The organism is Tamlana sedimenti (genome assembly GCF_038148895.1).
Classification (GTDB): domain Bacteria; phylum Bacteroidota; class Bacteroidia; order Flavobacteriales; family Flavobacteriaceae; genus Tamlana.
Genome location: NZ_JBBVGQ010000001.1, coordinates 937,178 through 955,653, shown reverse-complemented (window position 1 = coordinate 955,653; position 18,476 = coordinate 937,178). Strand labels below are relative to the sequence as shown.

Annotated in this window: 10 protein-coding genes; all 10 read left to right on the top strand. The window is 35.8% G+C overall.

The annotated features are described in order from the left end of the window. Positions 1 to 21: 21 nt before the first annotated feature. The 10 genes from kbl to WJN01_RS04115 all read left to right on the top strand — a co-directional run bounded on the left by kbl (position 22) and on the right by WJN01_RS04115 (position 18,473). The gene (gene kbl / locus WJN01_RS04160; protein WP_445195890.1) at positions 22 to 1,215 is read left to right on the top strand and encodes a glycine C-acetyltransferase; all 1,194 of its coding nucleotides are present in this window, start codon (positions 22 to 24) and stop codon (positions 1,213 to 1,215) included. A 123-nt stretch (positions 1,216 to 1,338) separates the two neighbouring features. Next, on the top strand, positions 1,339 to 2,730 hold the full coding sequence (locus tag WJN01_RS04155; RefSeq protein ID WP_445195889.1) for an OmpA family protein: 1,392 nt from the start codon (positions 1,339 to 1,341) through the stop codon (positions 2,728 to 2,730). A 74-nt stretch (positions 2,731 to 2,804) separates the two neighbouring features. Beyond that, positions 2,805 to 5,561 (top strand): PD-(D/E)XK nuclease family protein, encoded by a 2,757-nt coding sequence (locus WJN01_RS04150; RefSeq protein ID WP_445195888.1) that lies wholly within the window; start codon positions 2,805 to 2,807, stop codon positions 5,559 to 5,561. Between the two features lie 3 nt (positions 5,562 to 5,564). After that, entirely contained in the window at positions 5,565 to 6,404 is an 840-nt protein-coding gene (locus WJN01_RS04145; protein WP_445195887.1) for an alpha/beta hydrolase family protein, read from the top strand. Between the two features lie 36 nt (positions 6,405 to 6,440). Further along, positions 6,441 to 8,120 (top strand): glycerol-3-phosphate dehydrogenase/oxidase, encoded by a 1,680-nt coding sequence (locus tag WJN01_RS04140; protein WP_445195886.1) that lies wholly within the window; start codon positions 6,441 to 6,443, stop codon positions 8,118 to 8,120. Between the two features lie 122 nt (positions 8,121 to 8,242). Continuing rightward, on the top strand, positions 8,243 to 10,900 hold the full coding sequence (locus tag WJN01_RS04135; protein WP_445195885.1) for an alpha-L-arabinofuranosidase family protein: 2,658 nt from the start codon (positions 8,243 to 8,245) through the stop codon (positions 10,898 to 10,900). A gap of 71 nt (positions 10,901 to 10,971) precedes the next feature. Then, positions 10,972 to 11,337, top strand: coding sequence for a hypothetical protein (locus WJN01_RS04130; protein ID WP_445195884.1), 366 nt, complete (start codon positions 10,972 to 10,974; stop codon positions 11,335 to 11,337). Between the two features lie 12 nt (positions 11,338 to 11,349). After that, positions 11,350 to 11,895: a dihydrofolate reductase family protein gene (locus WJN01_RS04125; RefSeq protein WP_445195883.1), complete on the top strand. Its 546-nt coding sequence runs from the start codon at positions 11,350 to 11,352 to the stop codon at positions 11,893 to 11,895. Between the two features lie 271 nt (positions 11,896 to 12,166). Continuing rightward, positions 12,167 to 14,086: an efflux RND transporter permease subunit gene (locus tag WJN01_RS04120; protein ID WP_445195882.1), complete on the top strand. Its 1,920-nt coding sequence runs from the start codon at positions 12,167 to 12,169 to the stop codon at positions 14,084 to 14,086. Further along, positions 14,076 to 18,473: an aminotransferase class III-fold pyridoxal phosphate-dependent enzyme gene (locus tag WJN01_RS04115; protein WP_445195881.1), complete on the top strand. Its 4,398-nt coding sequence runs from the start codon at positions 14,076 to 14,078 to the stop codon at positions 18,471 to 18,473. The genes WJN01_RS04120 and WJN01_RS04115 overlap by 11 nt, the downstream gene beginning before the upstream one ends. Positions 18,474 to 18,476: the final 3 nt, after the last annotated feature.

Genomic DNA, 18,476 nt, shown 5'->3' with positions numbered 1-18,476 from the left:
ATTTGCAAAAAACGCAACAAAATGTACGGAAAACTGAAAAATCATCTACAAAAAGAACTTCAAGACATAAAAGATAATGGACTCTATAAAGAAGAGCGCATCATTACTTCTGCCCAAGGCGCAGAAATAACTTTAAGCACTGGTGAAACAGTTTTAAACTTTTGTGCCAATAATTACTTGGGGCTTTCGTCGCATCCAGATGTCATTCAGGCGGCCAAAGACACAATGGATACTCATGGTTTTGGAATGAGTTCGGTACGGTTTATCTGTGGTACTCAAGATATCCACAAAGAATTGGAGCAGAAAATAGCTGAATTTTATAAAACTGAAGATACCATTTTATACGCAGCCGCTTTTGATGCTAACGGTGGGGTTTTTGAACCGCTTCTAGGGAAAGAAGATGCTATCATTTCAGATTCCTTAAATCACGCTTCCATTATAGACGGCGTAAGGTTGTGTAAAGCTTCGAGGTATCGTTATGAAAATAGTAACATGTCCGATTTGGAAAAACAACTCATTGATGCCAATAAAAATGGTGCTCGATTTAAAATTATTGTCACCGATGGTGTGTTTTCAATGGACGGATTGTTAGCCCCATTAGATAAAATTTGTGATTTAGCCGAAAAATACGATGCTTTGGTTATGGTTGATGAATGTCATGCTGCGGGTTTCATTGGTGCGACTGGCAGAGGTACACTTGAAGAAAAAGGGGTTTTAAATAGAATTGACATAATAACTGGAACTTTAGGAAAAGCGCTTGGTGGCGCTATGGGTGGCTATACTACAGGCAAAAAAGAAATTATTGATATGCTACGCCAACGTTCTAGGCCCTACTTATTTTCCAATTCATTGGCACCAGCTATAGTGGGCGCTTCTATTAAAGTATTTGAGATGCTTTCTAACAACACAGAATTAAGAGACACTTTAGAGTGGAATACGAATTACTTTAAAGAAGGCATGAAAAAAGCTGGTTTTGACATTATTGATGGTGACTCCGCGATTGTTCCTGTAATGTTATATGATGCCAAACTATCTCAAACTATGGCAAATATGCTCCTAAAAGAGGGTATTTATGTCATAGGCTTCTTTTTTCCTGTTGTACCAAAAGAAAAAGCAAGAATTCGCGTTCAATTATCGGCAGCGCATACAAAACATCAGCTTGATAAAGCTCTAAATGCATTCATAAAGGTTGGGAAAGCCCTAGATATTATCTAAAATCGTTCTGAACAATCGATGAATAAACGAAATGTAGTATTTTTTTATATATTTGTCTTTGTTAATAACATTTAACAACTTACTTTTGTTTACAATTAACACTTAAAAATTAAACTTTTGAATATGAAAAATCTTAGCAGATTATTGTTCGCTATGTTGCTTGTACTTGGTTATAGCAGCGTAAATGCACAAGACGAAAACAATCCATGGCAAATTACCATAGGAGCAAACGCAGTTGACGCTTTCCCTTCAGGAGACGGCGTGCAAGGTAATGCCTATTTAGGTAGTTCTATCGGTGATGAATTCTTCAACGTTACTGACCACTGGAACATTTTACCTTCTTTATCAACTATTTCTGTAGCAAAATACATGGGCAGTGGTTTTTCCCTTGGAATTGCTGGATCAATCAACAAAATAGAAAAATGGGGAGACGTTGCTAATGCTAACCCTGAACAAGTGAATGAAGTTGACGATTTATCATACTACGGAGTAGATGGTACTATTAAATATAACTTTTTACAAGGCACTACCCTTGATCCTTACTTAGGTGTAGGTGGTGGTTACACTTGGATTGACGAAATAGGTGCTGGTACTGTTAACGGTACATTAGGTTTAAATGTTTGGTTTAGCGAAAATGTTGGTTTAACATTACAAACGGCATACAAACATGCTTTCGAAGACTATTTACAAACCCACTTCCAACACACAATTGGTGTTTCAATTAAGTTTGGTGGCACTGATACTGATGGCGATGGCATCTACGATAAAGATGATGCTTGTCCAGATGTTCCTGGTCTTGAAGCATTCAATGGATGTCCAGACACTGATGGTGATGGCATAGAAGACAGCAAAGATGATTGTCCTAACGAAGCTGGTTTAGCTGAACTTAACGGATGCCCTGATTCTGACGGCGATGGTGTTGCCGACAACAAAGATAACTGTCCTACAGTAGCTGGTTTGGCTGCTCTAGCGGGTTGCCCAGATGCTGATGGCGACGGTGTTACTGATGCTGACGATAAATGTCCTAATGAGGCTGGTCCTGCTGCAAACAGTGGTTGTCCTTGGCCAGATACTGATGGTGATGGAGTTTTAGACAAAGACGATAAATGTCCAGATGTAAAAGGTACTGTTGCTAACGACGGTTGTCCTGAAGTATCTGCAGAAGTGCAAAAAACTCTTAACGAGTATGCTAAAACAATATTATTTGATACAGGAAAATCAAGCATCAAAAAACAATCAGCTGTAGTATTAGGCGATATTATCAAAATTCTTAAAGAATATCCAAATTCTAAATTTACAGTTGAAGGTCACACAGATAGCGTAGGTAGTGAAACATTAAACCAAAGACTATCTGATGCTAGAGCTAATGCTGTAAAAGAATACTTGGTTGAAAATGGTATTGATGCATTCAGATTATCTGCTCTTGGTTATGGAGAGTCTAAACCAATCGATTCTAACAATACTAGAGCTGGTAGAGCTAACAACAGACGTGTAGAAATTAACTTATCTAAATAAGATTAGTTAGATAACGTTTTAAATAACTTTTAAAAAACGCTTCGGATATCCGAAGCGTTTTTTATTTTTATGTTATGACGACTTTCATATCTGATGTTCTAAAAGATTTAAAAAACAGCTACCCGAATTTTTCTGCTTTAACATTTGTTTTACCTAGTAAACGCGCTGGTTTATTCTTAAAGCATCAATTGCCCCAAGTTCTAGGTCAAACCGCTTTCGCTCCCATAATTTTAAGTATCGAAGAGTTTGTTGAGGAGCTATCTCAACTAAAAAATGTTTCAAATACAGAATTGCTCTTTGAGTTTTACAATTCCTATTTAGCACTAACAAAAAAATCAAACACTGATACTTTTGAAACTTTTTCAAAATGGGCACAAGTATTACTACAAGATTTTAATGAGATTGACCGATATCTTATTCCACAGGAAAAGATTTTTGATTACCTAAGCGCCATTCAAGATTTAAAACATTGGTCTTTAGAAGACAACAAAACTGATTTTGTAAAGAACTACCTTGCTTTTTGGAACAAAATTCACACGTACTACCAACACTTTACAGAAAATCTTTTAAATAAAAATATTGGCTATCAAGGATTGATTTACAGAGAAGCCGTTGAAAACCTCGAATCCTATGTACAAACAAATGAGGGAAAGCAGCAGATTTTTTTGGGTTTTAACGCTTTAAACAAAGCCGAAGAAACCATAATACAAGAGTTGCTTCAAAACGGTTTAGCCAAAATATATTGGGATATTGATAAAGTGTTTTTTGAAGACACAAATCACGATGCTGCCTTATTTACACGGCAACATAAAACCAACTGGAAATATTTTAAAAACAACCCTTTCAATTGGATAACTGACAATTATTCCAAAGAAAAAAACATTTCAATATTTGGTGTTCCAAAAAATATAGGACAGGCCAAATATATAGGTTCAATTTTAAGTGATCTACAACAACAAAACAATACGCTTGAAAATACAGCCGTGGTTTTAGGAGATGAAAATCTATTGATTCCTGTACTAAACTCCATTCCCTCATCTGTCAATGCATTGAATATTACCATGGGTTTTCCACTAAAATCAATTCCGCTTGCATCGCTTTTCGAATCTTTGTTTCACCTACATAAAGCATCGTCAAATGCCTTTTACTATAGAGATGTTGTTAAAATCATTTCACATCAGTTTATAAAACCATTATTCAGTTTAGAAAATACCGATTATGCCTCACTGATCACTGAAACCATCGAAGCCAATAACCTAGTGTATTTAACCAAGAATAAGCTTGAGGAAATAACAAAAAAACCCATCAATACCATTGATTTACTGTTTTCAAGCTGGCAAAAATCCATTGAAACCGCTTTACAGAATTGCTCCAAACTTATTTTAGCAATTAAAAGTTATTTGGATGAAAACAAGATAGCAAACCTCCTATCATTGGAATATTTATACCGATTTAATGTTTTGTTTACGGAAATCTCTAGGTTAAACGCAGAACATGCCCACATTAAAGATGTCTCTACCCTGTATAGTATTTACGGAGAACTTTTAAACTCCGAAACCTTGGATTTTCAAGGAGAACCGCTTCAAGGCTTACAAGTTATGGGTATGTTGGAATCTAGGGTTTTGGATTTTGAAACCATTATCATTTCTTCAGTAAACGAGGGGATTCTTCCTTCTGGAAAAACCAATAATTCGTTCATTCCTTTTGATGTAAAGTTGGAAAACAATTTGCCAACCTATAAAGAAAAAGACGCCGTTTACACCTATCACTTTTACCGACTTTTACAGCGCGCCAAAAACATTTACATACTCTACAATACTGAAGCCGATGCATTAAACGGTGGTGAGAAAAGCAGATTTATTACACAAATGGAACTGGAAGGTATACACCAGATCAACCATCAAATTATTGCGCCTCAAGTGCCTGTTATAAACGCTTCAGAAAATGTTATAAAGAAGACCCCTGATTTGCAAAAGCAATTGATACAACTGGCCTACGAGGGCTTTTCACCTTCATCATTAACTAGCTATATTCGGAATCCCATTCATTTCTACTATCAAAAAATATTAAAAATTAGGGAGCACAACGATGTGGAGGAAACGGTTGCCGCCAACACCTTGGGTACAGTAGTTCACAATACATTGGAAGATTTTTACAAACCACTAATAGGTCATATTTTAAATATTGAAATCATCACCGGTTTAAAATCAAAAATTGAGGAAACGGTAACGCGTCATTTTAAAAATGAATACAAGCAAGGCGATATTTCAACAGGAAAAAATTTAATCATTTTTGAGATTGCCAAACGTTATGTTTCAAATTTTCTTTATTTAGAACTAAAATCCATCAAGGAAGGAAATGAGATAAAAATTTTGGCTATCGAAGCAAATAATGAAGTTGAGATAAACATACCCGAACTTAGTTTTCCTGTAAAATTGACCGGGAAGGTTGACAGAGTTGACACTTGCAACGGTGTCACCAGAATAATTGATTACAAAACAGGCAGCGTGCTACCCAGCCAAGTTGAAATTATAGATTGGGAAGCCATTACCACCGATTACAAAAAATACAGCAAAAGTTTTCAGGTGCTTGCATATGCCTACATGATGCAAAAATCCCAAAATTTAAAATTGCCCATTGAAGCGGGCATCATTTCCTTTAAAAATTTGAGCTCCGGATTTTTGAAATTTTCAAAAAAGGAATCCACTCATAGCAGAAATAAAGATGCTTTAATAACCCCAGAAACCTTGACTGCTTTTGAAACCGAATTAAAAAAACTAATTATTGAAATCTGTAATCCGAATATTGATTTCATTGAAAAGGAAGTATAAAAAATGACCATTATAAAAAACATAATTCTAACTGGAAAACACGTCAAACCTATATTAACTGATGTTTTTTACACCAAAAACGATACAAAAAAACCGATTGTAATTTTTTGTCACGGCTATAAAGGCTTTAAAGATTGGGGCGCATGGGATTTTATGGCCGAGGCATTTGCAAAAGCTGGCTTCTTTTTTATAAAATTCAATTTTTCACACAATGGTGGCACAACAGAGCAACCGATAGATTTTCCAGATTTAGAAGCCTTTGGCAATAACAACTATACCAAAGAACTGGATGATTTAGAAACTGTAATTGAGTGGATTTGTCATAGTTCTAAATTCAAAAATGAAACCGATGTCCATAAAATCAGTTTAATAGGTCACAGTAGAGGCGGTGGTATTGTAACCATTAAATCAGAAGAAGATAACCGAATAAAAAAATTGGTGAGTCTTGCGGGAGTTTCAGATTATGGCAGCAGAGGTCCAATAGCAGGCAATGCGGAACAATGGAAAAAGGATGGTGTTAAATATGTGATAAACGGAAGAACCAAGCAGCAAATGCCTCATTATTATCAGTTTTATGAGGATTTTATAGCCAACGAAGAACGCCTTACCATTAAACGAGCCGTTTCAAACTTAAAAATTCCTTATTTGATTATTCACGGTAATGCCGATACCAGTGTTTTGGTTGACGAGGCAAAAAATCTTCATCGCTGGAACCCAAATAGTAAATTAGAAATCATTGAAGATGCCGACCATGTTTTTGGCGCCTCACATCCTTGGGAACAAAAAAAACTGCCTGAACATTTAAAAAAAGTTATAGAATTATCCCTTTCATTTTTAGAATAATAGCCTTTACTTTATGAATAAGAAAATCCACAAAAAATGGAAGTCCAGGCCTCAAGTTTTTCAGCATTAAATCGGGAAAAACAGCTTAAAAAGTTACATTCCGAAACGTTTGACATTGCCATTATAGGTGGAGGCATTACAGGTGCGGGTATAGCCCTTGATGCAGCTTCAAGAGGCTTTAAAGTATGTTTGGTTGAAAAAAACGATTTTGCTTCTGGTACGAGCAATAAATCGACCAAACTTATTCATGGCGGACTTCGATATCTCAAACAATTTGAAATTAGTTTAGTAAAAGAAACGGGCACCGAACGAGCTGTTCTGCACAAACTTGCTCCGCATTTGGTAGTTCCTGAAAAAATGCTGCTCCCTTTGATTAAGGATGGCACATACGGCAAAATCATGACCTCCATCGGGCTTAAGGTTTATGATTTTTTGGCCGATGTTGAAGGTGATGATAAACGCGTGATGCTCGATAAAGAGGAAACCTTAGAAAAGGAACCTTTATTGGATGAATCCATAATTTTAGGTGGAGGTTTTTATGCTGAATACAGAACTGACGATGCCCGATTAGTAATAGAAAATATAAAAAAAGCTGTATCATTTGGAGCATCCATTGTTAATTATGTTGAAATGACATCTTTTAGCTATGATGCCCATTCCAAAATTGAAAGCCTTAATTGTACCGACTGCAATTCAGGAAATTCCTTTAAAATTAAAGCCAAACATTATGTGTCCGCAACAGGACCTTGGGTAGATTTGTTGCGCACAAAAGACCATTCGCTAAACAACAAACATTTGCACCTTACCAAAGGCGTTCATATTGTTTTACCGTTTAAAAAATTGCCCATAAAACAAGCAGTTTATTTCGATGTAGCTGACGGAAGAATGATTTTTGCCATTCCCAGAGGCCGCGTTACTTATGTGGGCACCACAGATACCAACTATTTTGGAAATTTAGAACATGTAGTTGCCACAAAAAATGATGCCCAATATTTGCTTAACGGAGTCAATAAAATGTTTCCAAAAGCCAATCTTTCAATTGAAGATATAGAATCGAACTGGGCAGGATTAAGACCCTTGATTCATCAAGAAGGCAAAGACCCTTCAGAATTATCAAGAAAGGATGAAATCTTCATCTCTAAAAGTGGTTTAATTTCCATTGCTGGAGGAAAATTGACAGGCTATAGAAAAATGGCCCAACGGGCAGTTGAATCTATTCTGGACTCTATGGAAAAATTTGATAAGGAAAATTTTAAGACTTCAGAAACCGGTCATATTCCATTGGTTAGACCACCGTTTAACTCTTCAAAGGAAGTCACCGAATATCAAAGTGCCTTAAAAGATAGGCTATCTAAAATTGGAGTTTCAGGCCCTTATGAAGCTTGGTATTTGTGTTCCAACTATGGGAAACAGGCTGATATAATCATAAAAAAGTCTGAAGATTTTAAAAACGCCGATTCCATTGAACGCCTAATTAGGGCCGAACTTTGGTTTGGTATACATTACGAAATGGTGAATAGCCTAACCGATTTTTTTGTGAGACGAACAGGACGTTTATATTTTGATGTAAAAAGTGTTAAAAAATATGCCAATCTTATTTCAGATGATATTGCATTCTATCTCAATTGGGATAAAGAACGAATCTCAAACGAAAATGAAAAATTAAATCTACTTTTAAAAGATGCTACGACTTTTTACAATGAAGAATTTAGATAGCCCCAAAAATAATTTTTAGTGACAACTTCACTTAATTAAGTATTATCCACTTTTTAATCTAATGCCGTATCTTTACAATAAAGAACTAAATTAAACTGGCTAAGATTATGAAAAATTATTTGATGTTAACTCTACTTGTTTTTTGTTGGGGTAACAATACCATATTTTCCCAAACCATTTACTCGGTCAATACCCAGCAAATTGAACATCAAATAGACATAAATGTTTATGGCCAATTTTTAGAGCATATATATAACTCAGCAAACAACGGTTTGTGGGGCGATTTGGTTTGGAACAGAAGTTTTGAACGAATAGGCGGCTCAAGTGGCGAGTGGAGCATCGAGGGAAATGAAATCGTGCAAAATTCATTAAATGATAATGTCCGTTTACTCTTTGGAGAGACTTCTTGGCAAGATTATGAAATTACACTTCAAGCTAAAAAAACAGGCGGTAATGAAGGTTTTCTTATTATGTTCAGAGCCAATGGAGACAATTTTTATTGGCTGAATATTGGTGGTTGGGGAAATACCCAACACGCCATTGAAAAAGGAACTGCCGGACAAGGCAGATGGGGCGTTTTAAATGGATTGGTTAGCCCTGGAAGCATAGCATCAAATGTTTGGTACGACATAAGAATACGCTGTGAGGGAAATCATTTCCAGATATGGTTTGATGGAAATCTGCTTTTTGATTTTGTAGATAACAGTGCCCATTTAAGTGGTCAGGCAGGAATAGGAACATGGGTTACAACGGCTGCTTTTAGGAACATTGTGGTAACCGAAATACCAAGCAATGCAACGCTTTACAACCAGTTGCCCGTAATAGGAGAATCTGAATTTTCAAATTGGGAAAAGTCTGGAAATGCCCAAATATACAGAAGTGAAGATGCCCTAAACAGTGATTTTTCGATTCAATTGGTAAATAGCGAAAATTCAGCAGCTTATATACAACAACAAAATTTCAATATTACGCCGCAACGCTATTCTGGTTCATTTTGGGCAAAAGGCAATCCGGGAACGGCATTATCTATATCCCTTCATGCAGGGGCTTCCGTTTTGGGTCAAAATGATTTCACAATTTCTGGAAGCGTTTGGGAAAAATTCAACTTTGAATTCAACCCGATAGCTACTACCACTAATGGTATTTTGAGAATAAGTGCTCCCAATTCTAGTGAAGTATTAATCGACCAAGTAAGCATGATGGGTCAAGACGCTATGGATAACAATGGGTTTCGGCCAGATTTGTTTCAAGCTGTTGAGGAACTTCAAGCACCAATTATCCGTTGGCCCGGAGGCTGTTACGTTTCAGCTTATTTTTGGAAAGATTGCATTGGAGCGCAAGAAGATAGAGTGGCATATCCTATTGAATTGTGGAACGACATAGATGTTAACTCATACGGAACAGATGAATTCATGCAAATGTGTGAAATGACGGGCGCAGAACCCCTAATTGTTGTAAACACCGGTGTGCTTGATAGAACATGCGGTGCCCCAATTACAAAAAAGATTACGCCTGCCCAATATTTGCAGGATGCCCTCGATTGGATGGATTATTGCAATGGCGATGTTTCAACAACTTGGGGGGCTAAAAGAGCTGCCAACGGACACCCCGAGCCTTACAATGTAACCTATTGGGAAATTGACAATGAAACCTGGAGTGCGGGCATTAATGCATACGTAGATAAGGTTAAAACATTTGCCCCGGCCATGCGGGCAAAATACCCTAATATTAAAATTATTGCCTGTGGAAGCGGTAGCTACGATTATAACTGGAACCAAACTTTGCTAAATGAGTGTGCACATTTAATTGATTATATAAGCACCCACCATTATGAAAATGAAAACAACTTTAAAACTGGAGTAGCCGATTATGAAGGATTTGTGGTGGATTTATCAAACCGGATAAACAATTCCTCAAATCCAAATATAGAGATTTACATGTCTGAATGGAACCTATGGGGACCCATTGATTGGCGTATAGGTCTTTATGCTGGTGGTATGCTGAACATGTTTGAGCGACAAGGCGAAAAATTCACTTTGGGTGGCCCTGCGCTGTGGCTCAGACATTCAACTGCAGATGCTTGGAACAACGCTTTTATCAATTTCAATAATTCCGATTGGTTTCCTGCCCCAAACTATGTGGTGATGAAGTTATGGCGAGAGCATTACGCACCAAATTACCTAACAACCAACGGTTCCAATAGCGCATTGGATGCTGTTTCAACACTTTCTGAAGATGGCAACACGCTATATTTTAAAGTGGTCAATACCTCATCAAATAACATCAACGTTACGCTGAATATAGACAACACGTTCGTTCCCGAAACAGCCGATGTTAAAGTAGTTGCTTCACCATCGCTTTTTGACCAAAACACCTTTGCCGAACCTAACAAAATTAGTGTTTCTGATGGTGTGGGTTCTGTAAACGGACAAAGTATTTCCTTTAATTCTGCAGCTTATTCCGCCAGTGTGGTAACCGTAAAAAAAAACACTTCACTGAGCGTAAATGATGTAAAAATTAATCAACCAATAGGTTTGTTTCAAAATGTGCCAAACCCTTTTTCGGGGACAACCAAAATTGTATTGCAGTTAAATAAAGGCACAGAAGCCAAACTACAGGTTTTGGATTTAACAGGAAGAGTCATTAAAGTCCTCACTGAGGGTTACTTAATTGCTGGAACACATGAAATTGAATGGGAGGGCAGCTCAAACACTGGAATATATTTTTGTAAGTTGAGTACCCCTGAACAGAAATCGATTATTAAAATGGTTTCTTATTAAGAATTACAATTTTTGGTCGTAATTGAGTTACAAAATATTTTTTATAACTACGGAAAAAAATTATTGATTAAATGAAATCTAAAATTTTTATTATTTCATTATTGACCTCTATTGTTTTACATTCATGTGATTGTTGGGTAATCTTAAGCGGAAATTTGATAGATTCAAAAACTAATGAGCCCATAAGTGGCGCAGAATTAAAGTTTCTAAATATAGAAAGCACGGATTATTCTAAATCAAATGATTCTATAATAGTAAGTATGGTTTTTAAGACAGATTCCAAAGGGCACTTTAGTATGATGTCTAACAATTACGGTTTTTGTCCTAATATTGAACCTATAGTCATGATACAAAAGGAAGGTTATAAACCAATGAAGTTCACTGTTAAAAATAATTTGGAAAGAAATGGATTAACAGTAAAATTGGAGAAGAAATAAAATAAACCACAAATGAGAAAACTTATCATGTGGAATATCATAACCCTTGACGGATACTTTGAGGGAAACCAAAGTTGGGATTTACCTTTTCACAATGTTGTTTGGGGGGAAGAACTTGAAAAACTGAGTATTGAGCAATTACATGCTGCGGACTATCTTGTTTTTGGTCGTGTTACCTATGAGGGCATGGCTGCTTATTGGATCAATGAAAAAGGGGAAATTGCCGATTTGATGAACAGCATACCAAAAATTGTTTTCTCGAAAACGTTGAAATCTGCTGAATGGAACAACACAACACTTATTAACGAAAATGCCTCTGCCGAAATAAAGAAACTAAAAGAAGAAGGTGAAAAAGACTTATATGTTTTTGGCAGTGCCAACCTTTCTGAAACCTTTGTGAACGACAATCTTTTTGACGAATACCGCATTGGCGTTGCACCAGTTATTTTGGGTAGTGGTCGCCCACTTTTCAAAACAGGTATTGCTTCCCAAAATTTATCCCTAGTTTCAACACAGCCGCTAAAAACAGGTGGCGTTGTGCTTAAATATTCAAAGTAATATTAAAGACAAATAGAATTTCGGAATTCAATATTTTACAACCATAATTCCATTTAAAAACGTACTGTTGGTTAATCGTCATTAAAAAAAAGACAATTTTTTGATGCAAAACTTTGAAAACAAAATTGAATCATTTAAAAATATGTGATTCAGATAAAAACACCCCAAACTGTTTATTTTATAATGGTTTATTTCATATCTTTTTCTGCCAAAGTTAATACCCGAGCCCTTAAAGATTGAATCGAATCCCTATCTTAAACTTCTGGCCTTAATGAATGTATTCAATGTTTATACAAGAATTCTTTTAGCTTCAGTTTTTATTTTAGGCTCCTTTTTTGTTGTTCCTTATGTAACCTATGATAATTCGATTAGTAGATGGCTTCCGGAGGAATCTACTTCCATAAAATCCTATAAAACCTTTCTTGAAGATTTTAATTCAGATGCCATGCTCATAGTGTCATTTGAAACCGAAAATAATAGTACCGCACGTAAAAAAATTGCTCCGTATATAAAAAGAATAAGAGACATTGACTATGTGTTGAACGTTGTTTCATGGCCTTCAAAAGATGTGCAGCATAAAACAAATAGATTTTCAAATCAAACGGTTTACCTCATCCATTTTGAACCTAAATCACATCTCAATCCAAATAGGCCCGAACTAATAGATACCATCCACAATATTTTTCAGGAAATAAAAATTCCTTATCATTTGGCCGGAACGGGTGTTATATTTAAGGAAATCAATGCCCAAACCAGTAACAATTCAGGTCACTATCTCATCATTGGTTTGGCTCTTTTAATGCTAACTATAATAATCATCATTCGGTCTGCTTTGGCAACCATTCAAACTTTGGTTTTGGCGCTTTCTGCGGTCTCTTCAATAATTTATGCAGCCGCACTGTTTAAAATCCCGATAAGTATCGCGCACACTATAATACCTGTTATTATTTTATTTTACAGTACATCCATTTCCATGCACATCCTTTCCCATGGCGGAGACTTTCGAAAAGTTATAAGTCCAAGTATTTGGGTTATAATAACTACTGCCATAGGTTTTACTTCGTTTATTTTTAGCTCAATTCCTTTACTGCAAGACTTTGCCATATTGGGCTTGATAGGTATAATCGCTGTTTTTCTTTTTGCCTTGTTAATTTTTTACCCAAAAGCCTATAGTTATAACCTGAACCCTTATTTTTTTAAGATTAAAAGTTTTAAACTGCTTCCATTTTCAAAGGCTCTGTTACTGTTTATTTTTATCCTTGCGGTATCAATGTCTGGTTTGAGCAAACTGAAGTCGGAAATACACAGCCTTTCAGTTCTATCCAAAAATAGCCGTGCCTATAAAGACCATGCTTTTATAGAGTCGACCGTTGGCCCTTATTTTCCAATGGAATTTACTGTTGATGAATCTAAAATTGAAAGAATTTCAATTGTTAAATGGATTCATGAGGTTTATGATATTGAGGAAGTTGGTGCTTTAATTTCGTATCATCGGTTATCGCCTTTTATCAATAAAAAACTTGCTGGATATCAATCAAAATCCAATAATAACATTTACCGCATTACATTCTTAATCCCTTTAATTTCAACAAATCAAGGTATAGAACTCGTTAATAAAATTAACCAGATTTCTGATAGACATTTTAAGAACGAACAACCTAGACTAACAGGGTATATTACTTTATACACGCAAGTAGCGGCCGACTTACTTAATGCATTTAAAAATAGTTTAGTTTGGGCATTTATTCTTATTTTCATTGTTATGATGGTTTATCTGAAAAATTGGAAGTTAGTCTTAATAGTTATGCTGGTTAATGTATTTCCCATAGTAACCATGTTGGGGCTTATGGGCTCATTAGGCATAAATTTAGACATGGTAACAATTCCAATAGGGTGTTTGCTTTTAAGTATTGTTGTTGACGACACCATCCATTACCTGTATTGGTATAAAAAAACAGGCGAATTAAAAGAAGCATTACATAAATCTGGCATAGGAATTATTTTAACCACCACGGTAATATGTTTGGGTTTTGGGGTTTTAATGATTTCTGAAGTACCTCCAATAAGATACTTTGGTTTTTTAAGTGTTTTTGCTTTAATAATAGCCCTAATAAGTGATTTAATACTCATGCCTGCTTTCATTAAAAAATTTTTGAAAACCGGTGCAAAACAATTGGTCAATGAAGATTGAAAACGACATAAAGTTTGATTTTACCTTTTCTGGTGGGCTTTTAACCAATGATACGGGGTTTAATACCATTAGTGAATTATTGTTTGCCGAAAGCCCAAAGAGAAATAAAGACTCCGAAATTATAATCAGTCATATAAACGAGGAACTAAAAGTCGTTACACTGTCTCAGCTTCGGAAAATTGTTAGCAGGTTATTCATAAAGTTTAACGAACAAAATATAAAACCGGGAGATACAGTATTCTTGGCTAATCTTGAAACCAACAGCGAATTATTTACATCCATCTTTTTTTTGGCTCTTTGCAGTTATGGGGTTAAGGTGTTTTTACCCATGTATATTGATAAGGATGATTTAGTAAAATGGCATAAAGAGGTAGGTTTTGATTCAATAATTTTACCAGAAGTAGAAATCTCTTCGCTTCAACATCGAAACAGATACAAAGAGAATATTGACTACATAAAAACCTTCTCCACAAATAAAGGCATAAAAACGTTTGATACATTCTTAGATTTTCAAATAGACCGTTTAGTAAAAGACATACCCGAACAACTAAGCGCGGAAGAAAGAACCTTTGTTAATAACATTATAAGCCAAGTATCTCCAGAAGATACCGCTTTAATGATTACCACATCGGGCACAACGGGCGCCTCAAAAATTGTTTGTTATAATCACAGTTCATTTTTAAAAAACATTTCTGCTTGGAAAGCTGCCGGTTTATTCGATAAAAATAAATTAGGCGGACGAGGGTTTACACCTTTGTTTACCCACACCATGGGCATTAGGACTTTTTTAAACGGCCTGTTTTTAGGGCAACCTACTTTACTGATTAACACAGATTGGTTTGCAGAGCATCCCGAAGTGGTACAATATTTCTTTAGGGAAGCTAAACCTCATCACATAACAGGTGGCCCTGGGGTTTTTAATATTATTCTTGAAATGTCCCGAATATTTCCTGCTCTTAAATCGTCTTTGCGAAAACACCTCAAGGTTATTGTTTCCAGCGGTTCTTCAGTTGATATAGACATCATAAAAAAAATGGAGGAAACTTTTGATGTTGAAGTTCATAATGCATTCGGGACCACAGAAACACAACAGGTTATGACGACTTTAATAGGCGATGTTGATTCGAAATTCCTTGGTGGCATATTTCCGGGCGTATCTATTGGATTAAAAAAAATAGGCAGTCAATCCGATTATCAGCTGTTTATAAAATCCGATTATGGCGCCGAAAAAATACTAAATGGCCAAATCAATGATAATGAAAACCGATATATCTATCTAGGCGACACAGTAACTCTTCAAGATGGGCAAATATTATATTGTAAACGTGAGGTACAAGATTATTTTAATGATGAGTTTGGCGTAAAAATATCTTTGAATAAACTAGATAAGTATTATCAATCCTTAAATGACCATTTTTTCTCGATTCGGTTTTATCCGCTCAAATTCACCCCCGGTCTCGGGGTAATACTTCTTACAAATGACGATCACGATTTATCCCAAGGCAGTCAAAAAAAGGAAAAAATAAAAAACATTGCGCAACTCATTAATAAAATCAACCACCAATTATTTGAACGATTAGAGCCCTTAGAATTTCAACACAATACCGTTAAAAGATTTGCTTTTGCTTGTGCCAAAGAATTAAAAAACAAAAAGGGTTTAATTTCAGAAAATAAAATACATAAAGAACTTAAACCGCTAATTGAGCAGCTAACAAACGATAACGTTTCCCGCACTGGAATTTATGAAACTAAACCCGTTTATGAATTAGAAAGTGTTTATACGAGATATCACAATCCATATTTAGGAAAATTGATGAAGGCCTTAAAAATGGATGTTTCATACGTAAAAGGCAAGAAAGACTACCTGTATCCAGATAAAAAACTCAATGGCAAAAAAGTCTTAGATTTAGTAGGTGGTTATGGCACCAACTTACTTGGGCATCATCAAAAGGAATTGGTCAACCATGCTATCAATTTTCTAAAATCAGGAAAAATCCCATTGTCTGATCAACTTAGTGAACAGAAGCATCCAGCGAAATTAGCTGCAAAACTTAATGAAATTTTATCGCGCTATACGGAAAAAAGCTTCTTTACCTTATTTGGCTCAACAGGCTCAGAGGTTGTTGAAATGGCATTACATCATGCCTATATGGAATGGACAGATAAATTAAAAAAACTAGAACAAAAGCAGCTGATGGCTTTTGGTCACTATTCAAATCTTCAAGTAAAGGAAATTTGGGAGACCAACAATAAATATATTGCAGATGCCCAACTGGCAGTGGTTGCAAATTGCAACGCCTTCCATGGGAATTCATCAGGTGCGCGGTCCCTGATTGGCGAGTTGGAACGTAGAAAAAAATTCATGGGATTGTTTGCCTTAAGTCCAATTTTTATTGATGACACCAATGAAAATCACAAAATTGACATTGAAAATGGCATTAAAAAATTTACAATTCCCATAAAAGTTTTAAAATATCAAAACGACGGAGTAACGATTGAAACCATCGATTACCCTTGCGTGATTGCCGCAATTATAGAGCCTGTTATTGGCGAAGGTGGTATTCGTCAAGTAAATCCAAAATTTTCAAAAACACTATCCAGTTACAACTTTCCTCTAATCATTGATGAGATTCAATCTGGACTTGGCAGAACAGGAAGTTTTTTGGCCAGTGAAGGCATTGTTGGAGACTATTATCTTTTTTCTAAAGCTTTGGGTGGAAATATGGCAAAAATCAGCTCAATTTCAATAGACAAAGAACGCTATCTGGAAAAATTGGGGAAATTATACGTTTCTACATTTTCTGGTGGAGCCATGGCGTGTAGCATAGCTTTGGAAAACCTCAAACTATTAGAAAAATATAATGTTAGCTCTGTGGCAGCAGAAAAAGGAAATAAGCTATTACAAAGTTTGCAGTTAATTCAAGAAAAGCACCCCACTGTATTTGATTCCATTTCTGGAAAAGGATTGATGGTAGGTGTTAAATTAGCCAAGTTTCAAGAATCTGTTTTTCTGCGCGTCCTTCAAGAAAGAAAGGTTCTTGGCTATCTATTTTCATCATATTTACTGAACAAATTCAACATTAGAATCCTGCCGACTATTTCTGCTCCTAATGTGCTTCGCATAGAGCCCTCTATTCATATTGGCAAAAAAGACATCCAACAACTTTGCTCAGGATTGGAAACGTTGGCTATTTTGATAGAAAACGATGATTTTTACAGTTTAGTGCGTCATTTAATGAACGGCGACCTATACTCAGACAAAGAGAACAAACCAAATCTAGGGGTTCTAAATGGCAGCTATGAACATCCTGAAAAAAATGCTATTCAAGTTGCATTTATTGGCCATTTTGCCTATCCAGTTGAGGAATTAAAAATGTTGGATGAATCACTAAATGAAGCTTCCAATACAGGATTATTGCAACTGTTTGGCAAATTTGAGACCGTAATGGAAATGGAGCCTTTCATAATGAGCGGCAAAAATTTATATGATGGAAAGGTTCACCTCACAACAATAATACTTCCCTTAGATTCTTCCTCAATGGAAAAATTGCACCGAACGGACCAAAGAAAAAAAGTAATCAAAAAAATCCAGAAAGCTATAAACTTAGCCACCAGTAAAGGTGCCCGTTTTATAAGTTTGGGCGGTTATAACTCCATACTTACAACCAATGGCAAAACAATATATGAACCCAAGGGCGCACGTGTTTTAACAGGAAATACTTTAACAGCGGTTGTTGGCTACCAAAATTTCAAAACCAGTATTTTTAAATTTTTAAATTCCACTAACAACATCACTGTAGGTGTTGTTGGCTCTACAGGAAATATTGGTCAAGTACTAACACTTAAATTGTGTCAAGACCCTTCCTTAAAATTATCTCAACTCGTTTTGGTCGGGAAAAATTTGAACAGACTGGAAAAATTGGTGAGTAAGCTTTCCTTACATGACATCAATCCTAATTTAGATGTGGTATTAAGCACAAATCTTAAGGACTTAAAAGTGTGTGATGCTGTTTTAACTGCAGTAAACACCAACGACCCCATATTACATACCAATCATATTGATTCTCAGAAACCTGTTATTATTTCAGATGTCTCTGTCCCTTCTGCCATATCACCAGAGCTCATGGAGCAATCAAATGTCTATGTTCAAAATTTTAGTGCATCCGTAAAACTTCAAATGGACCCTGATTATTTGGTCACATCGTGTTCGCCAAAAGGCACTTCATTATGTTGTGTAGCGGAGTCCATTTTAAATGCCTTTGAAGAAGCTCCCATCAATTTATTGGGCAATATTTCATACGAAGGATTTCAAATCATTGAAGACTTGGCAAAAAAACACAACTTTATCACTGACACGGATATTGTAAAAAGCTTTAAAACCTATTAGACT

Excerpts from the sequence above, each read along its gene's own strand:
- WJN01_RS04130 (WP_445195884.1), top strand. The coding sequence starts at position 10,972 with ATGAAATCTAAAATTTTTATTATTTCATTATTGACCTCTATTGTTTTA.
- WJN01_RS04145 (WP_445195887.1), top strand. The coding sequence starts at position 5,565 with ATGACCATTATAAAAAACATAATTCTAACTGGAAAACACGTCAAACCT.
- WJN01_RS04125 (WP_445195883.1), top strand. The coding sequence starts at position 11,350 with ATGAGAAAACTTATCATGTGGAATATCATAACCCTTGACGGATACTTT.
- WJN01_RS04120 (WP_445195882.1), top strand. The coding sequence starts at position 12,167 with ATGAATGTATTCAATGTTTATACAAGAATTCTTTTAGCTTCAGTTTTT.
- WJN01_RS04140 (WP_445195886.1), top strand. The coding sequence starts at position 6,441 with ATGGAAGTCCAGGCCTCAAGTTTTTCAGCATTAAATCGGGAAAAACAG.
- WJN01_RS04115 (WP_445195881.1), top strand. The coding sequence starts at position 14,076 with ATGAAGATTGAAAACGACATAAAGTTTGATTTTACCTTTTCTGGTGGG.
- kbl (WP_445195890.1), top strand. The coding sequence starts at position 22 with ATGTACGGAAAACTGAAAAATCATCTACAAAAAGAACTTCAAGACATA.
- WJN01_RS04155 (WP_445195889.1), top strand. The coding sequence starts at position 1,339 with ATGAAAAATCTTAGCAGATTATTGTTCGCTATGTTGCTTGTACTTGGT.
- WJN01_RS04135 (WP_445195885.1), top strand. The coding sequence starts at position 8,243 with ATGTTAACTCTACTTGTTTTTTGTTGGGGTAACAATACCATATTTTCC.
- WJN01_RS04150 (WP_445195888.1), top strand. The coding sequence starts at position 2,805 with ATGACGACTTTCATATCTGATGTTCTAAAAGATTTAAAAAACAGCTAC.